This window comes from Agathobaculum butyriciproducens (assembly GCA_003096535.1).
GTDB classification, from domain to species: Bacteria; Bacillota; Clostridia; order Oscillospirales; family Butyricicoccaceae; genus Agathobaculum; species Agathobaculum butyriciproducens.
Genome location: QEKJ01000009.1, coordinates 35,099 through 56,481 on the forward strand (window position 1 = coordinate 35,099; position 21,383 = coordinate 56,481).

21 protein-coding genes and 1 other annotated feature are annotated in these 21,383 nt (G+C 58.6%); of the genes, 14 read left to right on the forward strand and 7 right to left on the reverse strand.

Going from position 1 to position 21,383, the window contains the following annotated elements:
- Positions 1-144: 144 nt before the first annotated feature.
- The 7 genes from C7386_RS08155 to aroF form a co-directional block, all read right to left on the reverse strand.
- Positions 145-3,147, reverse strand: coding sequence for a phosphodiester glycosidase family protein (locus tag C7386_RS08155; RefSeq protein ID WP_165815506.1), 3,003 nt, complete (start codon positions 3,145-3,147; stop codon positions 145-147).
- A 392-nt stretch (positions 3,148-3,539) separates the two neighbouring features.
- The gene (locus C7386_RS08160) at positions 3,540-4,925 is read right to left on the reverse strand and encodes a shikimate kinase (RefSeq protein WP_110436688.1); all 1,386 of its coding nucleotides are present in this window, start codon (positions 4,923-4,925) and stop codon (positions 3,540-3,542) included.
- Between the two features lie 3 nt (positions 4,926-4,928).
- A complete protein-coding gene (gene aroA, locus C7386_RS08165) occupies positions 4,929-6,200 on the reverse strand; it encodes a 3-phosphoshikimate 1-carboxyvinyltransferase (RefSeq protein WP_110436689.1) in 1,272 nt (423 codons plus the stop codon).
- A gap of 15 nt (positions 6,201-6,215) precedes the next feature.
- A complete protein-coding gene (gene pheA, locus C7386_RS08170; protein WP_110436690.1) occupies positions 6,216-7,346 on the reverse strand; it encodes a prephenate dehydratase in 1,131 nt (376 codons plus the stop codon).
- Positions 7,339-8,433, reverse strand: a complete 1,095-nt coding sequence (gene aroC / locus C7386_RS08175) for a chorismate synthase (protein WP_110436691.1) — start codon at positions 8,431-8,433, stop codon at positions 7,339-7,341. The genes pheA and aroC overlap by 8 nt, the downstream gene beginning before the upstream one ends.
- 12 nt (positions 8,434-8,445) lie before the next feature.
- Positions 8,446-9,489, reverse strand: a complete 1,044-nt coding sequence (gene aroB, locus C7386_RS08180; protein ID WP_110436692.1) for a 3-dehydroquinate synthase — start codon at positions 9,487-9,489, stop codon at positions 8,446-8,448.
- A gap of 139 nt (positions 9,490-9,628) precedes the next feature.
- Positions 9,629-10,645, reverse strand: coding sequence for a 3-deoxy-7-phosphoheptulonate synthase (gene aroF, locus C7386_RS08185; RefSeq protein WP_110436693.1), 1,017 nt, complete (start codon positions 10,643-10,645; stop codon positions 9,629-9,631).
- 78 nt (positions 10,646-10,723) lie between these two features.
- Positions 10,724-10,974, reverse strand: a binding site (T-box leader).
- A 430-nt stretch (positions 10,975-11,404) separates the two neighbouring features.
- On the opposite strand from aroF, the gene C7386_RS08190 reads away from it, so the two are divergent.
- From C7386_RS08190 to C7386_RS08255, 14 genes are all read left to right on the forward strand, one after another.
- The gene (locus C7386_RS08190; RefSeq protein WP_116705258.1) at positions 11,405-12,301 is read left to right on the forward strand and encodes an AAA ATPase domain-containing protein; all 897 of its coding nucleotides are present in this window, start codon (positions 11,405-11,407) and stop codon (positions 12,299-12,301) included.
- Entirely contained in the window at positions 12,295-12,813 is a 519-nt protein-coding gene (locus tag C7386_RS08195; protein ID WP_165815507.1) for a stage III sporulation protein AB, read from the forward strand. The genes C7386_RS08190 and C7386_RS08195 overlap by 7 nt, the downstream gene beginning before the upstream one ends.
- Before the next feature lie 13 nt (positions 12,814-12,826).
- The gene (gene spoIIIAC, locus C7386_RS08200) at positions 12,827-13,021 is read left to right on the forward strand and encodes a stage III sporulation protein AC (protein WP_110436696.1); all 195 of its coding nucleotides are present in this window, start codon (positions 12,827-12,829) and stop codon (positions 13,019-13,021) included.
- A gap of 2 nt (positions 13,022-13,023) precedes the next feature.
- Complete coding sequence (locus C7386_RS08205; protein WP_116705260.1) at positions 13,024-13,410, forward strand: SpoIIIAC/SpoIIIAD family protein; 387 nt, start codon at positions 13,024-13,026, stop codon at positions 13,408-13,410.
- Entirely contained in the window at positions 13,407-14,519 is a 1,113-nt protein-coding gene (locus C7386_RS08210; RefSeq protein WP_110436698.1) for a stage III sporulation protein AE, read from the forward strand. The genes C7386_RS08205 and C7386_RS08210 overlap by 4 nt, the downstream gene beginning before the upstream one ends.
- Positions 14,520-14,527: 8 nt before the next feature.
- On the forward strand, positions 14,528-14,992 hold the full coding sequence (locus C7386_RS08215) for a ubiquitin family protein (protein ID WP_165815509.1): 465 nt from the start codon (positions 14,528-14,530) through the stop codon (positions 14,990-14,992).
- Complete coding sequence (locus tag C7386_RS08220) at positions 14,989-15,534, forward strand: SpoIIIAG-related protein (protein ID WP_116705262.1); 546 nt, start codon at positions 14,989-14,991, stop codon at positions 15,532-15,534. The genes C7386_RS08215 and C7386_RS08220 overlap by 4 nt, the downstream gene beginning before the upstream one ends.
- Positions 15,535-15,564: 30 nt before the next feature.
- Complete coding sequence (locus tag C7386_RS08225) at positions 15,565-16,095, forward strand: SpoIIIAH-like family protein (protein ID WP_116705263.1); 531 nt, start codon at positions 15,565-15,567, stop codon at positions 16,093-16,095.
- 103 nt (positions 16,096-16,198) lie between these two features.
- The gene (locus C7386_RS08230) at positions 16,199-16,645 is read left to right on the forward strand and encodes an Asp23/Gls24 family envelope stress response protein (protein WP_110436702.1); all 447 of its coding nucleotides are present in this window, start codon (positions 16,199-16,201) and stop codon (positions 16,643-16,645) included.
- Between the two features lie 156 nt (positions 16,646-16,801).
- Positions 16,802-17,281, forward strand: a complete 480-nt coding sequence (gene nusB, locus C7386_RS08235; protein ID WP_110436703.1) for a transcription antitermination factor NusB — start codon at positions 16,802-16,804, stop codon at positions 17,279-17,281.
- The gene (locus C7386_RS08240) at positions 17,274-18,203 is read left to right on the forward strand and encodes a tRNA (adenosine(37)-N6)-threonylcarbamoyltransferase complex transferase subunit TsaD (protein WP_110436704.1); all 930 of its coding nucleotides are present in this window, start codon (positions 17,274-17,276) and stop codon (positions 18,201-18,203) included. Before nusB ends, C7386_RS08240 begins: the two co-directional genes overlap by 8 nt.
- Before the next feature lie 98 nt (positions 18,204-18,301).
- Positions 18,302-19,576 (forward strand): exodeoxyribonuclease VII large subunit, encoded by a 1,275-nt coding sequence (xseA, locus tag C7386_RS08245; RefSeq protein WP_110436705.1) that lies wholly within the window; start codon positions 18,302-18,304, stop codon positions 19,574-19,576.
- A 1-nt stretch (position 19,577) separates the two neighbouring features.
- Positions 19,578-19,814: an exodeoxyribonuclease VII small subunit gene (xseB, locus tag C7386_RS08250; RefSeq protein ID WP_110436706.1), complete on the forward strand. Its 237-nt coding sequence runs from the start codon at positions 19,578-19,580 to the stop codon at positions 19,812-19,814.
- A complete protein-coding gene (locus tag C7386_RS08255) occupies positions 19,811-20,695 on the forward strand; it encodes a polyprenyl synthetase family protein (RefSeq protein ID WP_110436707.1) in 885 nt (294 codons plus the stop codon). The genes xseB and C7386_RS08255 overlap by 4 nt, the downstream gene beginning before the upstream one ends.
- The last annotated feature ends 688 nt before the right edge of the window (positions 20,696-21,383 follow it).

Sequence of the window (21,383 nt, forward strand, 5' to 3'; positions counted from 1 at the left end):
CGCACGGGAACTTTCGGACGTCCGTGTTTTGCGAAGTCAAAACACAGATTGTCGGAAAAACGAAGTTTTTCGACAGTCTCAACACCCGTCAAGATTTTTCTTGACGGGTGTTTTTGTTGTAAAACTGCGGTTTCGCGACAGCTATCAGAACAGAGCCAGAATTTTCGCAATCTCACTGCGGGTGATATTGCCGTTCGGTCGGATGGTACCATCCGAGTAACCGCCGATGACACCGGCGGAAACGCAGGTCTTGACTTGCTCGGTCGCCCACGACGGAATCACGGACGCGTCCGTATAATTCAGGCTGACCGCCGCATAGCCGCGCGGCAGGCAGCGGCCGATGACCGTCATAACCTCAGTACGCGTCATGGTGGCCTGCGGGTTGAAGTACAGCTTACCGTTGCTGCCCGAGCCGTTCATAATGTTCGCACGCGAAACTGCGGCAACTGCGCCGCGCGCCCAGCTCGGAATACTGTCCTCATCGGCGAAGCCGAGCGTGCCGGAGGTGCTGGAGGTATCCAGATTCAGCAGACGCGCCATCGTCACCGCGAACTCCTGACGGGTCAGGTTGCGGTTCGGGCGGAAATAGGTGCTGCCGTTTGCGGTTTCGCCCTTCATGATGCCGCGTGTGCTCAGCAGGGAAGCATAGCCGTTTGCCCAATGCGACGCGGTGTCCGCGAACACGTTGGATGCCGAACCGGCGGTTACGGTCGCACAAACGCGCGTGCGGTTGCCTGCATCATCGGACACGTCGGCAGTCACGGTATGCGTACCGGCAGACAGCGTGCCGGTTGTAATGGTCATGGTCGAGCCGCTCATCACAGCTGCACCGGGAACGGCTTTGCCGTCCACCTTGACCGCAATATTGCTTGCGCGGACCGGATATTTGCCGTTTTCCATGGTGGCAGTGCCGGAAAGCGCGGCATTTGTGCCGATGCTGACCGTTGCCGAGGTCGTATTCAGCTTGACCGACGGCGCATCCGTATTCGTCACCGCATGATCTGCGCTCAGTACGATCTGGTCGAGGTACAGCGCCGAGCCGCCGGAGCCTGCGCCGGATTTGTCAAACCGCAGACCGGTGAACTGCTGTGCGCCGTCCGGTACGCTTGCCGTCAGCTGCTTCCAGCTGTTGCCGGTTGCAGCGGACAGGGGAGCGGTCAGCTCATTGCCTTCCGCGTCGGCAAACACCACTGTGAGCGTGCCTGCCGTGTTCCTGCTGTGCGCCCACAGTGTCAGGTGCTTCATGCTCGAAGCATCGGCCGCCGGAACGGAAATCGTAAAGCCATCCGTACCGGTGCCGTTCCACATCGCCTGGAGCGAACCGGTGCCGCGTGCCACCGAGGTGTAATCCGTCACCCGCGAGAGCGTCACGCCGTCCGATGCGGTCAGATTGTTCAGACCGCTTTCAAAATCCGCAACGGTATGAGCGCTCTGCGCGTCGCCCATGCCGACATTGACCGAAATGGACTTGCTTACGCCGCCATACGAGCAGGTGAGCGTGCCGGAGGCCATCCGGCTGCCCGCAGTGAACACGCCGTCCGCATTTACCGCACCGACATCGCCGGACACGCTCCACTTGAAGCAGGAATCCGCAGCGCCCATCGTATGACCGAGGTGATACGCGAGCGCATCTACGTTGATGCTCTGGCCCGGTTTGACCGAGATAGAGCTGAGCGCTTTGCCGCCGCTCTGCAGTGCGATCGAGTCCACACCGGTGGTGATGCACACGTTCATCGAGCCGGAAACCGCGCCGTTTGAGCCGGTAATGATCGCGCGACCGGCCTTGCTGCCTGCGGTGAAGGTTTGGCCGGAGACCGTGCCCAGCTCATCATTCACCGTGTAGCTGAGGTCGGTCGGTGCGTCCGCCGAGGCGTAAGACGCATCTGCACCCTTGACCGAGAACCAGGTACTTCCGCCCGGGAGCACATAGCGGTGGCTGGGCGTGAGCACAGCATGAGCCGTCACGCCGTCCGACGCGATGTTGTTCACAAAGAAAATGTAGTTGGCGCACGCGCGCTGCGAGCCGTCCGACGGCTGGGAGATCAATGCTGCGGTGCTCTCGCCGGGATTGCGGACCGCCATCGCGGAGGAGCCGCCGCCATCCAGACAGATGGCGCGGACACAGCCGAGATCCTTCAGCTCCTGACCGAGTTCTGCCGCCGTCAGACCGATGCTGTACGAGGACTGATTGCCGTCGATTTCATACAGAACAACCGTGCCGTCCGCCTTCACACCGACTGCGCTGCGTGCTCTGCGGGTCGAGCCTGCGTCGATGCCGTCGGTCGTGATCGTACTGTTGTCCATCAGCAGCTTGCCGCCGACTGCGTACTGCACGTCGCTCCAGCTGCTGTCATTCGATGCGATGGACAGCGTGACTTCCTCGCCAACCTCGAAATCCACCCACGAGGGCACATTTGCGCCGTCCGACTTGGTGAGCACCATCTGGTTTTTTGTGATCGTAATGGGACTGCTGCCCGTGCCCTTGTTTACGACCTTGAGCTTGACCGAGCCGTTGACCTTGACCGGTGTATCATCCACGCGCTCGAGAATAATGCTCGTGCCCTTGGCTGCAAAGTGCGTCGAGTCATCGTAGTTGTGATCGAGCAGGTACGCGCCAGCCGTCGTACGCGTCTTGTTGAAGTAGGATACGTTGACCGTGCCGCTCTTGCCGCTCACGCGGATGCCCATAGTCGGGCGGCCGAGGACAGCTGTGCCGTCCTTCTTGAAGCCGACCGCATACTGCCAGGCATCGGACGAAATGAGCTCGCCGCTGTCGATGACCAGACCGATCGGGATGCCGGTGGACATAACGAAAAAGTCTGCATTCGTGCCGCCAAGCACGGTTTTACCCTGATTCTGCAGATATTTCACCGCGTTTGTGATAGTGGCCTTGCTGCCGTACAGCTGCTCATCGGCGTAGACCATGATGGGCGTTACACCGGTGTTCGGCGAGTATGTCAGTACGTTCGCGCGCTGTAGACCGGCGCTGTTTTTGCCCTCAGTGCGGCTGTATTGCAGGCCGCTGCCGAGAGAGTAGGTGTAGCTGAAGCTGTTATCGAAAACGGCTCCGGCAGCACCTGCACATAGCTGCAGAGCGGCAAGCGCGGCTGCAATCAGGCGGCAGGGACGTTTGACTGATGTTCTCATAATCCTTTGAGTTCCTCCTTTTATTGCGGGTGTGAAAAAGGGACATACTTTTCGGTATGTCCCTGAGGCTGTCGAAAAACTTCGTTTTCCGAACAGCCTCTCGCTCGAAACCATGCTTTCGAGCGAATCTCGAAGAAAAACCGCGTCCTGCGGACACATTTTTTCTTCCCTTGTATAAATTCCGAGATACACAAGGTGAATTGCCGCATAGCGGCAAGAGAGGGTGGCCTGGGCCATGCTCCCGGAATTTATGAATTTGCAAAGCAAATTCGATTGAATGCGTGCTGCCGCACGAAGCATAAAAATCAAATATTGCTTTTTCGACAAGCTAAGGGACATACTTTTCAGTATGTCCCTAATTGTAAACGCATTTGGTGGATTTGTCCAGTGCCTTACACGCTCTTTACTACTTTTTCCAGAACCTCGGACAGCCTGGGACTGCGCACCGCGATATCGGCCACTCGATGGTAGAGCACCTTGCGTGCATTGTACAGGCGGCGTGTTTCTGCCTGCTTGTCCGGCTTATCGAGCAACGGGCGATTCGTGGAGTAGGAAAGGTTCTTCATAATGCGGTAGAACGGCGTGTCGAGCAAGATGAGCAGACCGGTCTCCTTGACAGCCGCCACATTCTCCGGACGGAGGACAGAACCGCCGCCGAGCGCAAGCACGATGCCGTCTTTCTGCGCCAGTTCTTTAATATACGCGGTCTCGCGGTCACGGAAGTAGGTTTCGCCCTTTTCAGCGAAAATCTCGGAGATTTTCTTGCCTTCTTTCGCCTCAAGGTAGATGTCCGCATCAATAAATTCCAGTCCGGTCAGACGCGCCAGCTTACGGCCGATGGTGGTCTTGCCGCTGCCCATAAAGCCGCACAGCACCAGATTTTTCTTGCCATGCTTCTCGTGCAGACGCTTGACCGCCATTTTGCCGTAGGTGCGGCGCAGAATGGTTTCGCACGCTTGCGGCTCAAAGGTCACGCCGGTCCAGATGGTCTGCGCGTGCGCCGCCTGCATGACCAGCATGAACAGTCCGTCGCGTGTTTTGGTCTTGCGCGGATTGGCGAGCTTCATGGTCGAGGTCACCGGCGGATTGTAGATCGCATCGAACACATACTCGGTCTTGTGCGGCAGATAATGCAGCGGAGCCGCGTTTTCCTTCGGGTACATGCCCACCGGCGTGGAATTGAGCACGATATGAATATCGCGCGGAATGTGCCGGCGGCTGAACACGGAAATGCGTGCGCCCGGAACGGCATCGGTCAGCTGCTTCTGCAGTGCCTCCGCCTTCTCGAGATTGCGTCCCGTGATGGTCAGGTACGCGCCCTGCGTCACGCAGTGGTATGCCATCACGGAAGCCGCGCCGCCATAGCCGAGTAGCAGCACCTTTTTACCCTGAAGCGATACGCCGTCACGGTTCAGCGACTCCGCAAAGCCGAGGATGTCCGTGTTGAAGCCGGTCGCCTTGCCGTCCGCAAAGCGGACCGTGTTGACCGAGTGCAGATCGCGGGCAGCAGTATCAATCTCATCGAGCAGGGGGATGACAGCCTTTTTGTGCGGAATCGTGCAGTTGATGCCGCCGAGCTTGCGCTTGGCCAGCTCGAACGCTTCGGGTAAATCCTCCGGCGGAACGGCAACGCCGATGTAGTCCGCATCCTGACCGGAGGCCTCGAACAGCTGCGCGTGCAGCTCCGGGCTCATGGTATGACCGAGCGGCCAGCCAAACAGGGCATAGGTGGTCTTTTTCGGCTCGAAAGCGCGAAATTCGTCCATGGAAAGCAGCATAACTCAGTCCCCCAGACGTTCGAGGGTGTTGAAGAAATCGGGGTAGGAGATGGCAACGACCTCCGGCTCGTCAATGCGGCTTGCGCCCTCGGCTGCCAGACCGAGTACGGCAAGGCTCATCGCAATGCGGTGGTCCTTATAGGTCTCGAACGATGCGCCGTGCGGCTTTGCACCGCCGTGCACGATCATGCCGTCGTCGGTCTCCTCGACATCTACGCCGGCCTTGGTCAGCTCTGCGACCATAGCGGCAATGCGGTTGGACTCCTTGACCTTGAGCTCCTGCGCGTCGCGGATAACGGTTTCGCCCTCAGCGAATGCAGCGGCTACCGCGATAACCGGCAGCTCGTCGATCAGGCGCGGGATGATAGCGCCGCCGATTTCCACGCCGTGCAGCTTGCTGTACTTGACGGTCAGGTCGCACATCGGCTCGGCCTCATCGCGGAAGTTCGACTCGGTGATGTCCACACCCATGTCGCGCAGAACGTCCAGAACGCCCGTGCGGGTCGGATTGACGCCCACGTTTTTAATCGTCAGCTCGCTGCCCGGTACGATAGCGCCCGCAACGAGGAAGAACGCCGCGGACGAGATATCGCCCGGAACCGCAATATCGACCGCATGGAGATCCTCCGGCGGGTCGAGCGTAATGGTGCTGCCGTTGGTCTCAATCTCAACGCCGAGTGCGCGGAACATGCGCTCGGTGTGGTCGCGGGAGGGAGCCGGCTCGATAACGGTTGTCTGACCCTCGGCGTACAGACCTGCCAGCAGGATGGCGCTTTTCAGCTGAGCGGATGCTACCGGCAGACGGTATTCAATACCGTGCAGCTCACTCGGGAACAGGGTCAGCGGGCAGAAATTGTCGTTCTTGCCCTCAATGGACGCGCCCATTTCACGCAGCGGCTTCATCACGCGGCCCATCGGGCGCTTCTGGATGGACGGGTCGCCGCTCATGGTAACGGTGAACGGCTGACCGGCCAGAATGCCGCACAGCAGGCGGGTGGTCGTGCCGGAGTTGCCGGTGTACAGCGCTTCTGACGGCGCTTCGAGACCGTGCAGACCAACGCCTTCCACGATAACCTCGTCGTCGGTGATGTTGATCTCGACACCCATCTTGCGGAAGCAGTCAATGGTGGACAGGCAGTCCTCGCCCATCAGAAAGCCGGTGATATGGGTGGTGCCGTTGGCAAGTGCGCCGAGCATAACGGCACGGTGCGAGATGGATTTGTCGCCCGGCACGGTAATTTCACCGCGCAAAGGGCCGCAGGGTTGAATTTGCATGGGTTTGTACTCCTTTTATTCGTTAGGCACGCAATAGCTGCCGATTACTTTGATATAGGGAAGCTCCTCATGAAGCTGATACAGCAGGGACTGCACCGCATGGTCGCGCATATTGCCGGTGAAATCCACATAGAACACATAGCACCACGGGCTGTCCTTAAGCGGACGCGAGTGGATTTCGGTCATGTCGATGCCGTAGTGCGCGATGGTGTCCAGCACGGTGATGAGCGTACCGGACGCATTGGGGATGTGGAATGCGATCTCGATGCGGTTATCCTCGGGCTGGCAGGTCAGCGTTCTGCTGACGGCGATAAAGCGTGTTTCGTTGTGCTGCATGTCGTTGATGCCCTCGGCGAGAATATCGAGACCGTAGCGCACAGCCGCCTCCTGCGAGCAGATGGCAGCAAGGCTCTTGTCGCCCTTTTTCTGCACGTTCTGGGCCGCGATGGCGGTGTTCGCCACCTCGATGGCCTCCAGATCGTGCGCGGAAATGAAGCTGTGGCACTGCGGCAGCGCATGCGGATGCGAGCAGACGCGCTTGACATCCTCGAGCTTTGTGCCGGGCACCGCCGCCAGACAGTGCGAGATTTTCTTGATGTACGAGCGGTTGATGTACAGGTCGTAGTCGAGCAGGAGGTCATAGACTTCGCTGACCGTGCCTGCGGTTGTGTTCTCGACCGGCACAACGCCGATATCGGCCTTGCCGTCGCGGACGGACTGGAAAACCTGCTCCCAGGTGGGTACGTTCTGCGGTTCGCAGCTCGGGAACAGCGCACGCGCGGCCAGCTCCTGATACGCACCCGGGACCCCCTGATAGAACACGGTTTTCGGCTTTGCAAGCGTTTCTGCGGGATAGAACGGGAACTTTTCCGGCGTCTGACGGAGGATTTCGCTGTACTGGTACTCGCGGCTCGCGCGGATCATGCTCTGCAGAAGGGAAACGTACTTGAGCTGCAGCTCCTCCTCCATACCGGCGGAGCGCTTCTCAACGATTTCCGCTTCGCGGTCCGGCTTGTAGATTTTATCGTCCGACTGGGCCTTGGTCTTTGCGACCTCGAGCGCCAGCGACATACGCAGCAGGAACAGCTCTCGGATAGCGGAGTCAACGCGGTTGATATCCTGACGGATTTCGGGAAGTTCACGCATGATAACCCTTCGCCTCCCTCAGAAGATCTGCCAATGCAACGGCACAGGCGGCCTCGACCACCGGCGCGGCGCGGGTGACGATGCACGGGTCGTGGCGGCCGTGGATGGACAGCGGCTCGACCTTGCCGGTGCGGATGTTGAGCGTATCCTGCACCATGCCGATGGATGGCGTGGGCTTGATACACGCGCGCACGATGAGCGGCATACCGCTCGTGATGCCGCCGAGGATGCCGCCGTTGTTGTTGGTTTCGGTCTTGATAACCCCGTTTTCCTCATAAAACGGGTCGTTTGCGTGCGAGCCGCGCAGAGCAGCGAAGGCAAAGCCTGCGCCGAACTCCACGCCCTTGACAGCGGGCACGCCGAACAGGATGGAGGACAGGCGGCTTTCCACGCTGTCGAGCATCGGGCTGCCGATACCGGCCGGCAGGCCGACAGCGGCGCACTCGATGACACCGCCGACCGAATCCTGCTCCTCACGCGCTTCCTCGATAGCGGCCAGCATGGCCTCGAGCGCACGCGGATTGTTCACCGGGTATTCGGCGTTCCGCAGCGCATCCAGCTGCTCGGCGGTGACTTCTACATCATCAAACGGCATATCCTGAATCTGGGCGATGGACTGGATGTGCGAACCGACCGTCACACCCTGCTCCTTGAGCCACAGCTTGCACAGCGCACCGGCAAACACCAGCGGAGCTGTCAGTCGGCCGGAGAAATGGCCGCCGCCGCGCGGGTCGTTGCAGGAATCGTAGCGCAGCATACCCGTGTAGTCTGCGTGGCCGGGACGCGGCTGCGCCGCCAGCTCGGCGTAGTCGTTCGAGCGCTGATTGGTGTTGCGGATGACGGCACAGATAGGCGTGCCGGTCGTTTTGCCGTTGTAGATGCCGGACTGAATTTCCGGCCTGTCCGGCTCCTTGCGCGCGGTGGACTGCTTGTTGCGGCCCGGTGCACGGCGCTCCATCTCGCGCAGGACAAACGCCTCGTCATACATAACACCGGACGGGAATCCGTCGATCACAACGCCGATGCCTGTGCCGTGCGATTCACCGAAAATGGAAATTTTGATTGTATTGCCCCAGGTAGAACCCATGCTTCTCCCTCCTTACAGCTTCAGAACGTATTCGTGCAGCTTTTCTGCATCAATCGGGGTAATTTCTGCCCGACCGGCTTCGCGCACGAGAATAAAGTTGACCGTTGCGCCGAATTTCTTTTTGTCCGACAGCAGAGCATTAAAGATGGCTTCGCGGTCGTAGTTCAGCTCGGTCGGCAGACCGATGTGCTTCAGAATGTCGATGAGCGGCGCGGTCAAATCCTCGTTGCCCAGCAGGGCAGAGAGGCGCATCGCGGCCACCATGCCGATGGCGACGGCCTGACCGTGGGTGAGGTCGGTGTAGTTTCCGAGCTTCTCTGCTGCATGGCCGATGGTGTGGCCGAAGTTCAGGATCATGCGAAGTCCGGTGTCGTGCTCGTCGATGGCAACTACATCGCGTTTGATCTTAACGCACTCGTAAATAATATTCTCAATGTTGGACTTGTAGTCCGGCTGAGAAACCATCGTCAGGATTTCCCGGTTGGAAATGTAGCCGTACTTAACGACCTCGGCCATGCCGTCCGCAAAGGTGCTGTCCGGCAGGGAAGCGAGCACATTCGGGTCGATGAGCACGAGCCGCGGCTGATAGAACGCGCCAACGAGGTTTTTGCCCTCGGGCAGATCCACGCCGGTCTTGCCGCCAACCGAGGAATCTACTTGCGCGAGCAGCGTGGTCGGGATCTGACACAGCGACACGCCGCGTAGGAAGGTCGCCGCGGCAAAGCCGGTGATGTCGCCGACAACACCGCCGCCGAGCGCGATGATCAAATCCTTGCGGGTCATGCCGGCGGCCAGCAGATCATGGTAAATACCTTCGACCGTGGAAAGCTGCTTGTGCTCCTCACCGGCGGGAATGACCGTGTGCGTCACCGGCAGGGAGAACTGCTTTTCCAGCTTTTCGAGATACAGCGGCGCTACCGTTGAATCCGATACGATATGCACGCGGCTAGGCGAAAAGGTTTCGAGGATTACCGCGCCTGCACGGTCCAGCAATCCGGTTTCGATATGAATTTCGGACACGCCGTTCGCGCCCGTCAGACTCAGCGTTTCTGCCATTTTTACAACACCCTTTTGGTTGAATTAGTAATGAGGAATTCGTAATTAGTCGGTGCGAAACCGGATTACTGATTCCCGTATATTTGCGAAAGAGGTCGGTGGAACACCGACCTCCGGCTATGTTACATTATAATATGTATCAGATTTCTCTGTCAACTGCCGCTGCAACTGCGCGCAGTGCGTTCATGGTGTGGTGGAACGAATCGTAGGTCAGCGACTGTGCACCGTCAGACAGAGCGTGTGCAGGATCGTTGTGAACCTCGATCATCAGACCGTCCGCACCGGCTGCAACAGCAGCCTTTGCCAGCGGCTCGACCATCCAGTAAATGCCGCCTGCATGGGACGGGTCAACGACGACCGGCAGATGGCTCATGCGCTTGAGTACCGGAACAGCGGAAATATCGAGTGTGTTGCGGGTGTACTTCTCGTAGGTGCGGATGCCGCGCTCGCAGAGGATAACGTTCTCGTTGCCGCCCGCCATGATATACTCGGCGCTCATCAGAAACTCCTCCATGGTGTTCGCGAAGCCGCGCTTGAGCAGGATGGGCTTGCGGGTCTGGCCGAGCTCCTTCAGCAGCTCGAAGTTCTGCATATTGCGTGCGCCGACCTGGAAGCAGTCGCACTTGTCCATGAAGATGTCGATATGCGCCGGATTGGTGATCTCGGTAACGACCGGCAGAGCGGTTGCTTCGTGTGCCTTGTGCAGCAGCTCCAGACCCTCGGCCTTCAGGCCCTGGAAAGAGTACGGGGAAGAGCGCGGCTTCCACGCGCCGCCGCGGAGAACGGTCGCGCCGTCCGCCTGAACGTGCTTAGCAACGTCGATGATCTGCTCCTCGCTCTCGACCGAGCACGGACCTGCCATTACAACCAGCTTCTTGCCGCCGACAACAACGCCCGGTGCAATCTCAACGACAGAGTTGTCCGGATGGAACTTGCGGTTTGCCAGCTTGAACGGCTCCTGCACCTTGATGATGTTCTCGACCTGCGGGTCAAGCATGAGTGCGTCCTTGTCAACAGCGCCGGTGTCGCCGACCAGACCGATAACGATGGTGTCCTCGCCGTAGATCGGGTTTGCCTTTACGTTCCAGCGCTCGATGTGCTGGGACAGCTCCTCAACGTGCTCATGGGTCGTGCCCTGCTTCATAATGATGATCATGTTGTGTATCTCCTTTATATAGGTGGTATTTGCTGTTTGTCACGGCGGAATGGGTATAAAAAAAGCCCTTCATCCACAAAGAGGGACGAAAGACAAACGGTTCCGCGGTACCACCCACATTCGGCATCATAATGCCGCACTTTTTCGGATACAAATATATCCTATCCCTGTAACGGAGGAAATCCGTCAGCGCCTAATTCGATAGGGTTCAGCGCCGCAGCTCAGGAGGGAACTTCATCGTACCGGCGTCTGCGTCCGTTTCCAGTCATGCCGGACACTCCCTGAAAGCCGCACTTGGAACGATTACTTTCCTCTGTCATCGCTTTGTGCAATATTTGTGTTTATTATATCGCTGGACGGGCGAGTTGTCAATGACTAATTTGACATGGTTCGATGGAAAAATGCATAAATTTTCATATATTCTGACAAGTCCCTGGCCTTCCGCACGTCAAGCGGATGTGTAATCTTATCTCGTAGGGGAGCACAGTGTGCTCCCGCACAACGCTAAGTTTAATGTGTATTGGGCGCACACTGTGCGCCCCTACGGTTATGCAATATGCCGGTGATTGCAATTTTTGATACCATGTAAATTTTATCTATAATCCGGTGGTTTGTTTGGGAAACAGCGGGATGAGGTCATCCCGCCCTGCAATATAGATTGGAAATGAAGAATAATGGTCAATCACAACATCCATTCTCAATTTTCAATTACTCCTTCTACTCCGTTCTGCTCCTGCATAGGTTATAGTGGTGATGAAAATGGACAAACGAAAAGCGGCCTTCCGGCAGGCGATTTCGTGCCTGCCGCCGATACGGCGGGCACAGCTGGAGCAGCTGGACAGGCCGGAGGACATCGAGGAATTACGCTTTCGCGCGGGACAGCCGCCTGCGGCGAGAACCGCCGTCGGAGAGCGGCCGCTCCCGCTTGAGGCGGTCACATCGGCGGAGCTGCGCGAGATGCTCAGCCGCGCCGCGCAGTATTCCGTGCATAGTTATACAGACAGTCTGCGGCACGGCTTCCTGACGTTATCCGGCGGGCATCGACTGGGCATCTGCGGCACAGCCGCCGAAGAGGACGGCCGCGTTCTGGGTGTGCGCGGCCTGAGTTCAATCAACCTGCGTATTGCACATCAAGCTGAGGATTTACAGGCGCAGATCGCCCGCTGGATAGGAACGGACGAGCCACAGTCTGCCTTGCTCCTGTCACCGCCGGGATATGGCAAGACAACTTTGCTGAGAGAGTGGGTGCGCTACTTCTCCGACCGCGGTTTCACTGCTGCGATTGCGGACGAGCGCAGCGAGATTGCCGCTCTCGCGGACGGCGTACCGCAGCTTGCAGTTGGACGCTGCACGGATGTGATGGAAGGCTGCTCAAAATGGCAGGCGGCGGTCATGCTGCTCAAAACCATGTCGCCTGCCCTGCTCGCTCTTGATGAAATTACTGCGCCTGAGGACGCAAAGGCGGTATCGCTCTGCACGCACTGCGGAACGGCAGTGATTGCGTGTGCACACGCGGCCGGACTGGATGATCTGCGGCAGCGGCCGATCTACCGTGAGCTGCTCGCGCTCGGCGCATTTCATCAGGCGGTTATTATCGAAAAACAGGACGGACAGCGGGTCTACCGCATGGAACGATGGGAGGAGACGAAATGTTAAAGCTGATCGGTTCGGTGATGGTGTTCGGCTCATGTGCGGCGCTCGGACTGTCCGCGCGGCAAAATCTGCGGCGCAGAGTGGCGGCGGCAGACGCCATGCTGCTTGCGCTCGGTCTTATCCGCAGCGAGATTTCCGGAAGACGGACACCCATGCCGGAAATTGTCGGCCTGCTGACGGAAAACGAGCAGCCGATCGTCCGCAAAATCTTTCGCACGCTGCAGCGCCGCCTGCGGGAGCAGAACGGTCTGTCGCTCGGCTACCTGTGGCGCAGCACCTTGCGGGACTGCCGTGCACAGGTCGGACTGGGCACGCAGGAATGCGACATTCTGTGCGACGCCGCAAACTACTTAGGCCGCTACGACGCGGACGAGCAGCTGACCGGACTGTCGCAGGTGGAGCGGCGGCTGGCGGCCTCGCGGGAGGCGGCGCAGGAGGATTTGGCAAATCGGGGAAATCTGTACCGTACCTGCGGCATCGCGCTCGGTCTGCTGGTGATTCTGGTGCTGATCTAAGCGGAGGAAAACGATGGATGTTGATCTGATTTTCCGCATTGCGGCGGTAGGAATTTTAGTGGCGGTGCTCGGACAGCTGCTCTCCCGCTCGGGCAGGGAGGAGCAGGCGCTGATGACGACACTCGCGGGTTTAATTGTCGTTTTGATGCTGATTGTTCAGGAAATCGACCGCCTGTTCACCATGATGAAAAATGTATTCGGGTTTTGACGATGGAATTAGGCTTGATTTGCGGCATTGTCCTTGCGGCGCTCACGCTGTCGCTGGTGCTGAAAAAGGACGCGCCCGCTATCGCGTTTCTGCTGGTGCTGACGGCAGGGGTGATTTTACTTTTGCGGGTGTTCAGCGCGGCCGGAAGTGCGGCGCAGCGTTTTTCTGGTCTGCTCTCGCAGTGCGGCTTGGATTCCGCGCTGTATCTGCCGGTGTGCAAGGCAGTCGGTGTGGCGGTCGTGGTGCGGATTACAGCTGCGCTTTGCCGGGATGCCGGTCAGTCCGCGCTTGCCGCCAAGGTGGAGATTGCAGGCGCTGTCCTGACGCTTTCTGTGTGCCTACCGCTTTTCGAGCAGGTGCTCGACCTTATTACGGAGTGGGCAGTATGAGCAAATGCAAACTGGCGCTGAATGCCATTCTCGTGCTCCTGCTGTTCCTGCCGTTCGCGCATGCGGCTGTGAGTGAGGAACAGGTGCAGTCAGTCGGCGGCAGCAGTCTGACTGACGCTATGCCGAACAGTGCGCGGCAATACCTTGACGGTGTATCGCCGGAAAACGCGGACACGCTGTCGGATTCGGTCTCCCGCGTGCTGGAAAACATGACCTCGGACAGCCAAAGTGCGATTCGGACTGCACTGGGCGGACTATTGCGCGTAGCCGTGATTGTGCTGCTGGCCTCGGCGGCGCGCGGCTTTTCTGCGGCGGCGGGCGGCGAGGCCAACGACTGGATCGACATGGCGGCGGCACTTGGCTGTGCGGCAGTGCTCCTGCGGGATTTCACGGGTGTGCTGTCGCTCTGCCGCGACACGCTCGACCAGATCAGCGTGTTTTCGGGCACACTTCAGCCGGTGCTCGCCACCGTACTTGCGACCGGCGGCAACACGGCGACCGCAACCGTTCTGCAGGCGGCAACCATGGTAGTGTTCGACCTGGTGATACGGCTGGTGAACGCCCTGCTTGTTCCGGCGGCGTGCGCCTATCTTGCCATCACGGCGGTGGATGCCGCGGCAGGCAACGGCATGCTGCGCGGCATCGCAGACGGCATAAAATCCCTGACCTCGGGTGTACTTAAACTCATTTTAACGCTGTTCACCGCATATCTTGCGATAGCGGGCGGTGTTTCCGGCAACGTGGACCGCATGACGCTAAAGACTGCGAAACTTGCCGTGTCCGGTGCGGTTCCGGTGGTCGGCGGTGTGATTTCGGACGCGACCGAAACCATGCTGTCCGGTGCAGCTCTGCTGCGCGGCTCGATCGGCATTTTCGGGATGCTGTGTGTAGCGGCTATCTGCTTTGTGCCGTTTGTTCGAGCGGGAGCAAGCTATTTGTGCTACAAGGCGGGGGCTGCCGTACTCTCGCCGCTGTGCTCGGACGGCATGAAGCGGTTCCTCGAAAACGTAGGCACCGGCTTTGGTCTGCTGCTCGGCATGCTGAGCACCTGCTGTATGATTTTATTCCTCGAACTCGTGTATATGGTGGCGATGGTGAAACCAATATGACTGAATTAATGCAAACGATATTACTGCGCGTGACGATCGCGGGAGCCGTGTCCGCGATGGCGCTCAAACTGGCGGGCGGCGGGGCCTTAAAAGAGGTTGTGCGGACAGCCGCCGGTCTGCTCATGCTGCTGGCGCTCCTGCAGCCGCTGGCCGGACTGCATGTGCTGTCGTGGAACTGGCAGGGGAGCGTCTCGCAGAGCGACATAGACGAAATGCAGGCGCGCAACATGCAGACCACAATGAGCACGGTCGCGGCGAGCATTGCGAAGGCGGTGCAGCAGCGTGCGGAGGAAGCCGGTATTCCGTGCACGGTGAATGTGGAGATGGCGAATGATGCGGACGGACTGCTGCAGGTCGATAAAGTGACCGTGTACTACGACAGTACAGCGGCGAATCGCCTGTCCGAGCTGCAAAGTCTGCTGACCAAGGAATGCGGCGTACCCGCAGAACGACAGGAGCTGATCGCAAGATGAAACTGCCGGATAACGAAAACTTAACTGCCGTCAGGGAGAAAATCCTGCCGGTTTTGAAGAAATACCGGGCCGTGCTGGCGGTATTGCTCGCGGGCGTGCTGCTGCTCAGCTCGGGGCACAGCGGAAACACGGAGCAGGTGCAGACCGCAAGTGCGGACACAACGGTTTCACAGTCATTCGATCTGAACGACTTCCAACAGGAACTGCAGGCGCGGCTTGCCGCAATTTCCGGCGCCGGACGTGTGGAGCTCATGCTGTCGCTCGACCAGACCGAGGAATCGGTCTACGCGGTCAACACCCGCCAGACAAGCGGGAGTGACAGCCGCAGCCGGGAAAGCGATGTGAGCGTGGTCTCGAACGGCAGCTGCGGCGAAACGCCCGTGACGGTCAAGCGCGTTCTGCCGGTATTCCGCGGTGCGGTCGTGCTGTGCGATGGCGCGGATGACGCATCCGTTCGGCTGTCCGTCACACAGGCGGTGAGCACGGTGTGCGGCATCGGCGCAGACAAAGTTACGGTTCTGAAAATGCAATCCGATACATAAGGTATAGCAATTCGTTAGGAGGGCAGGCAGATGAAGAAGATCAAAAAACGCGGAGCGGTCTACGGTGTGATCGCGCTGCTGCTGTGCGCAGCGGCTTATCTGAACTGGAGCTACGTTGACACGCCGGAGGACCTTCTTGCGGCGCAGCAGACCGACACGCAGGCGGATACGCAGACCGATGCCTCGGCGGACAGCACCGCCGGTGAGGGCGATTATTTTGCATCCTCACGGCTGACGCGCACGCAGGCGAGAGACGAAGCGGTGAGCACGCTCAAGGAGCTCAGTGAGAGCGACACCGCAGACCAGAGTGCGAAAGACGATGCGGCGGCACAGATTTCCGCACTGGCAGACGACACGGTGGCCGAAGCCAATATCGAGAGCCTGATTCGCGCCAAAGGCTATGAGGACGCAGTTGTGATGCTCGGTGACAGCAGCGCGAATATCGTAGTAGCGCCGCCGGACGGCGGTCTGCAGGCCGAGGACGTAGCTGTTATCCGCGATATCGTTATCTCGGAGACCGGCATGACGGCAGGGCAGATCAAAATTGTGGAAGCGTCTTAATAGACAGCGTGTATTTTTACTTTGCTTTTTACACAAACTGTGCTATAATGCTCTTAGACAATGCCGGATGATGGGATTGTCTCAAAAAAGGAGAGTGAGCACTATGGCAGATCACAAGGAGTACTGGTCCACCGAAAGCGATCAAGGCTCTATCCGTATCTCTGAGGACGTTGTTGCGTCTATCGCAGCACTGTCGGCCTCGGAAACCAAGGGTGTCAGCGGTTTGTATTCCAGCCTGACGAGCGACATTGTCGGCTTTATCAGTAAAAAGAATTTGTCCAAGGGCGTCCGTATCGAACTCGGCGACGATGATACCGTTAAGGTAGAGATCGGCTTCCTCGCACTGTTCGGCTACAACATTTGTGATGTGGCAAAGGAAGTGCAGGAGAACGTCAAGTCCTCGATCGAGTCCATGACCGGTCTGCGCGTTGTCGAGATCAACGTGCATGTCGGCGGCGTGACCTTCAAGCCGTCCGCTTCGGCTGAGGAAAAGGCCGAGCCGGCACCGTCCGAGACCGAAACTCCGGCGGAGACGGCAGACGCTGAGTAACATGAGCAAAACAGGCATGGCTGCGGCTGTGCCTGTTTTTCTGTTGCCCGGTTTTATGAAATATGGAATACCGCCTTGCGTTTTGCCCGAAAATAGGATAAAATAGTTATACTGAATAATAGGCGAAATTTGCGTAAATATAGGAGGTCCTGCTGCATGAGTGTGATGAGCAGAACAAAAGCAAGAGAAATTGCGCTGCACCTGATCTTTGAGATGGGGTTCCAGCAGTTTGAAGAAGAAAACCTGAACGAGCGACTGGATGAGGAAATCATGAAGTCCATCAGCGGAGATATCGCACTGTATGCGGGCAAGCTGAGTGAGGAACAGACCGCGTATATCCGCGCAGTGGTAAAGGGCGTGGCAAACGACCTGCCGGTGCTCGATACCATTATCGAGGCCAATTCCAAGGGCTGGTCGCTCAACCGTCTGTCCCACATGACGATCGCGGTATTGCGTCTGGCGCTCTTTGAGATGCGCGATGTAGACGACGTTCCGGTCGGCGTAGCCATCAACGAGGCCGTTGAGCTGGCGAAGAAGTACGACACCGAGGATGCCGCTTCCTTCATCAACGGCGTGCTCGGCTCTGCCGCCCGTGCAGAGTTCCCACAGGGAAAGCAGGAGAGCAGCAATGCCTGAGCGCTTTTTGGGAATTGATACGTCCAACTATCGCACGTCAGCGGCGATTTACAACGCCGAGACCGGTGAGTGGGTCAACCGCGGCGGACTGCTGACCGTGCCGGAAGGCGCGATCGGTCTGCGCCAGTCGGATGCGCTGTTCCAGCATACCGTGCGTCTGCATGAAAAAATCGAGGCTCTGCCGCAGGGAGAGGTGCGCGCCATCGGCGTCAGCACCCGTCCCCGCGCGGTGGAAGGCTCGTATATGCCGTGTTTTCTGGCAGGAGAGAGCGTCGCGCGGAGCGCGGCGCATTTGCTTTCCGTGCCGCTTTTTACCGTGTCTCATCAGCAGGGACATATCGCGGCGGCAGCGCTGTCGGCTGGCAAGCTGGATTTGCTTGACGGCGAATTTCTGGCGTGGCACCTGTCCGGCGGCACGAGTGAGCTGCTGCATGTGAAGTGCGGCGCGGACGGCCTGCCGGATTGCACCTGCATCGGCGGCACGACCGACCTTGCAGCCGGTCAGCTGCTCGATCGCGCGGGAAATCTGCTCGGTCTGCCGTTCCCGTCCGGCGGCGCACTGGACGCGCTGGCGCTTACCGCCGAGCCGGAAAAGGGTTTCAAACCCAAGGTAAACGAGTGTAAATTCTCGCTCTCCGGTATGCAGAATCAGGTAGAGAATAAATTCAAGACCGCCGAGCCAAAGCAGATGGCGCGTTTTGCACTCGAGACCGTGGCAAATGCCGTCATCAAGGCGACCGAGCAGGCGCGCGAGCAGTATCATTGTCCGATTTTATGCGCCGGCGGCGTCATGGCCAGCCAAATCATCCGTGCCCGCATGAATAAGCGGTTCGGCGGGGAGGTCTCCTTTGCGGAGCCAACGCTCTCTGGAGATAACGCAGTGGGCGTGGCAGTGCTGGCGGCAAAACTCTGTAACAGATAGGAGGTAGGAGTTAGGAGGCAGGAATGGAAAATTGAAAATGGAGGATGGAAAATGAACCAAACTCCTCACTCCTTCCTCCTCACTCCTAACTTGTTGGAATGGCAACGATCTACACAGTATCTCAATTAAACAATGAAATAAAGGACTTGCTCGATGCGGTTCCCGGCTACCGCGGATTAATGGTGCAGGGCGAAATCTCGAACTACAAGGCGCATTCGTCCGGGCACCACTACATGACGCTCAAGGACGAAAACGCGGCCATCAATGCGGTCATGTTCCGTTCAGATGCGATGCGGCTGAAATTCCGTCTGCAGAACGGCATGAAGGTCATCGTCAAGGCGCGTGTCAGCTCGTTCCCGCGCACAGGCGCGGTGCAGCTTTATGTGTCTGAAATCATTCCGGACGGTGCAGGTGCGCTCAACCTTGCGTTTGAGCAGCTCAAGGCTAAATTGCAGGCGGAAGGCCTGTTCTCCGAGCGGTACAAGAAGCCCATTCCGTCCTGTCCGGACAGTATCGCGCTCGTGACCTCGCCGACCGGCGCGGCGGTGCGCGACATGATCCGCATTCTCGGCAGGCGTTGGCCACTGGCCAAGGTTGTGCTCTATCCGGCGCAGGTGCAGGGACAGGGCGCGGCGGAGAGCATTGCACGCGCGATCGCTCTGGCGAACGCCATCGGCGAAGCAGATGTCATTCTGTGCGGCCGAGGCGGCGGCTCGATGGAGGATTTGTGGGCGTTCAATGAGGAAGTGACTGCCCGGGCGATTTTTGCCTCCGAGCTTCCGGTGATTTCCGCGGTCGGTCACGAGCCGGATTTCACGATTGCGGACTTTGTTGCCGATCTTCGTGCGCCTACGCCGTCCGGTGCGGCGGAGCTTGCCGTGCCTGACAGAGCCGAGTACGCGCTGAACTTACGCACACTGGATGCACGTCTGCACACGGCGGCGCGCCGCAGGGCAGAGCAGCAGAGAAAGCTGCTGGACGGTCTGCAGGAGCGGCTGTCGAACCGCACACCGATGAAATACATCGAGGAAAAACGCCTGCTGCTGACCCAGACCGAGGAACGCCTGTTTTCGGCGGTTCCGGTACGACTGGAGACCGAGCGCAACCGACTGAACGGACTGCAGCAGCGCCTGCTCGCGGCAGGACAAAGCGGCCTGCATCGCCGTAAACTGCGGTTTGCACAGACCGTAGCGACACTCGACGCAATGAGCCCGCTGCGCGTTCTGGGACGCGGCTACGCGGTAGCGACCAAGGGTGTCAAGCACACGGTCGTAACCGATGCAGCGGCGCTCAAGCAGGGAGACACTCTGCATATTCAATTCGCAAAAGGTGCGGCTGACTGCCGCGTGACCGATATCGAGGAGGACAAGTAACATGGCGGAAAGAACATTTGAAAGCCAGATGGCACGTCTGGAAGAGATCGTGCGGATGCTCGAGCGCGGTGAAGCGCCGCTGAACGAAAGCATGAAGCTGTTTGAGGAGGGCACCAAGCTGTCCGCGTCCCTCGGCAAGCTGCTGGACAAGGCCGAGCAGAAGGTCACCGTCATGCAGGAGAACATGCAGGGTGAACTCGTAGAGCAGCCGTTTGTGGCAGAGGAGGAAGCAAAATGACGTTTTCCGAGCAGTTAAAGGCAGATATTGCGCTCATTGAACCTGCACTGGAGAAATACCTCTCGCGGGAGACCGGCGAGGGTTACGACCGCATTTTCGAGGCTGCAAAGTACTCCGCGATGGCAGGCGGCAAGCGCCTGCGTCCGGTAATCGTGCTGGAATTCTGCCGCCTGTGCGGCGGCGATATTGAGAAGACGCTGCCGTTCGCGTGTGCGCTTGAGATGATCCATACCTACTCGCTCATCCATGATGACCTTCCGTGCATGGATAACGACGACTTGCGCCGCGGCAGACCGACCTGCCACAAGGCTTTCGATGAAGCAACGGCGGTCCTCGCGGGTGACGGACTGCTGACGGCGGCTTTTGAGACGGCTTCGGCGGCAAAGGATGTTCCGGCGGAGACCATCGTGCGCTGTATTCGTATTCTGGGCGAAAACGCGGGCATGAACGGCATGATCGGCGGTCAGGTGCTCGATATGGGCGCCGAGCATCGCAAAATCTCGCTCGACGAGCTGCGCCTGCTGCAGAAGCTGAAGACCGGGTGCCTGCTCCGCGCCGCGTGTGAACTCGGCTGTGCGGCGGCCGGTGCGACCGACGAGGACACCCTCGCTCGGGCACGCGCTTACGGCGAAAAGCTGGGTCTGGCGTTCCAGATTGAGGACGATATCCTCGATATCGAGGGAGATGCCGCAACACTCGGAAAATCCATCGGCAAGGATGCGGCAAGCGAGAAATCCACGTTTCCGTCTCTGCTCGGTCTGGAGGAATGCCGAGAGCTTGCGGCAAAGCTGACCGAGGAAGCGGTGGACGCGGTAAAACCGCTGGACGGTCATGCGTTCCTCGTCGAACTGGCGCGCAGCCTGACCGGACGTACCAAGTAAGACGCACATTCACATAAAATTTACACACATTTCTTGAATATTTATGCGTTCTGTGTTAATATAACAGATAAGTGACGTAGTATCCTAGTCAGTTCATGCGATTCCCAAGACGGGCCTAAAAATCCGTAGACGGGCATATCGATGAAGTCTCTGGTGTTTGCTTCTTACGCCCAGTTTGGGGTGGATGCTGGAGGTTAAGGCTTGAGGGCGCGCTTCAATGGCATGAAGTACCGACCCTCTTGCCGTGGAGACCCGTGACTGTCGGATGCCTATAGCATTTCACAAGAGATTGATGGACGTCCAACGGCACGGGATGAAACCTGCAATGCGGTGCAGCGGAAGTTACAAAGGATTGATCACCGACGTAAGGACCAAAGTGCTGTGTGCAGTGTAGCCTGCCTTGAGTGGCCATGGTGAATAAGGTATCCGCCTGCGGTTTCCCGGCCAGGAATGCCGCGGGAATTGACTTTTGAAACCATGTCTGCAAAAGAGGCTAAGAATCGTTTTGACTGTAGTGGAAATCACCTAGGCTATTCAAACGAGGCAGACCGTGGATTGCAGTGCGGACTCAGTGGCAATTCGGTCCCGAACATGGTAACATCTCGGCACGGACTTTAATGGGAAACCCCCTTGACGGCGACGCGAGGCAGTCCGCGGGGAAAACCAACCGAACCTCAAGCCGCAAGAT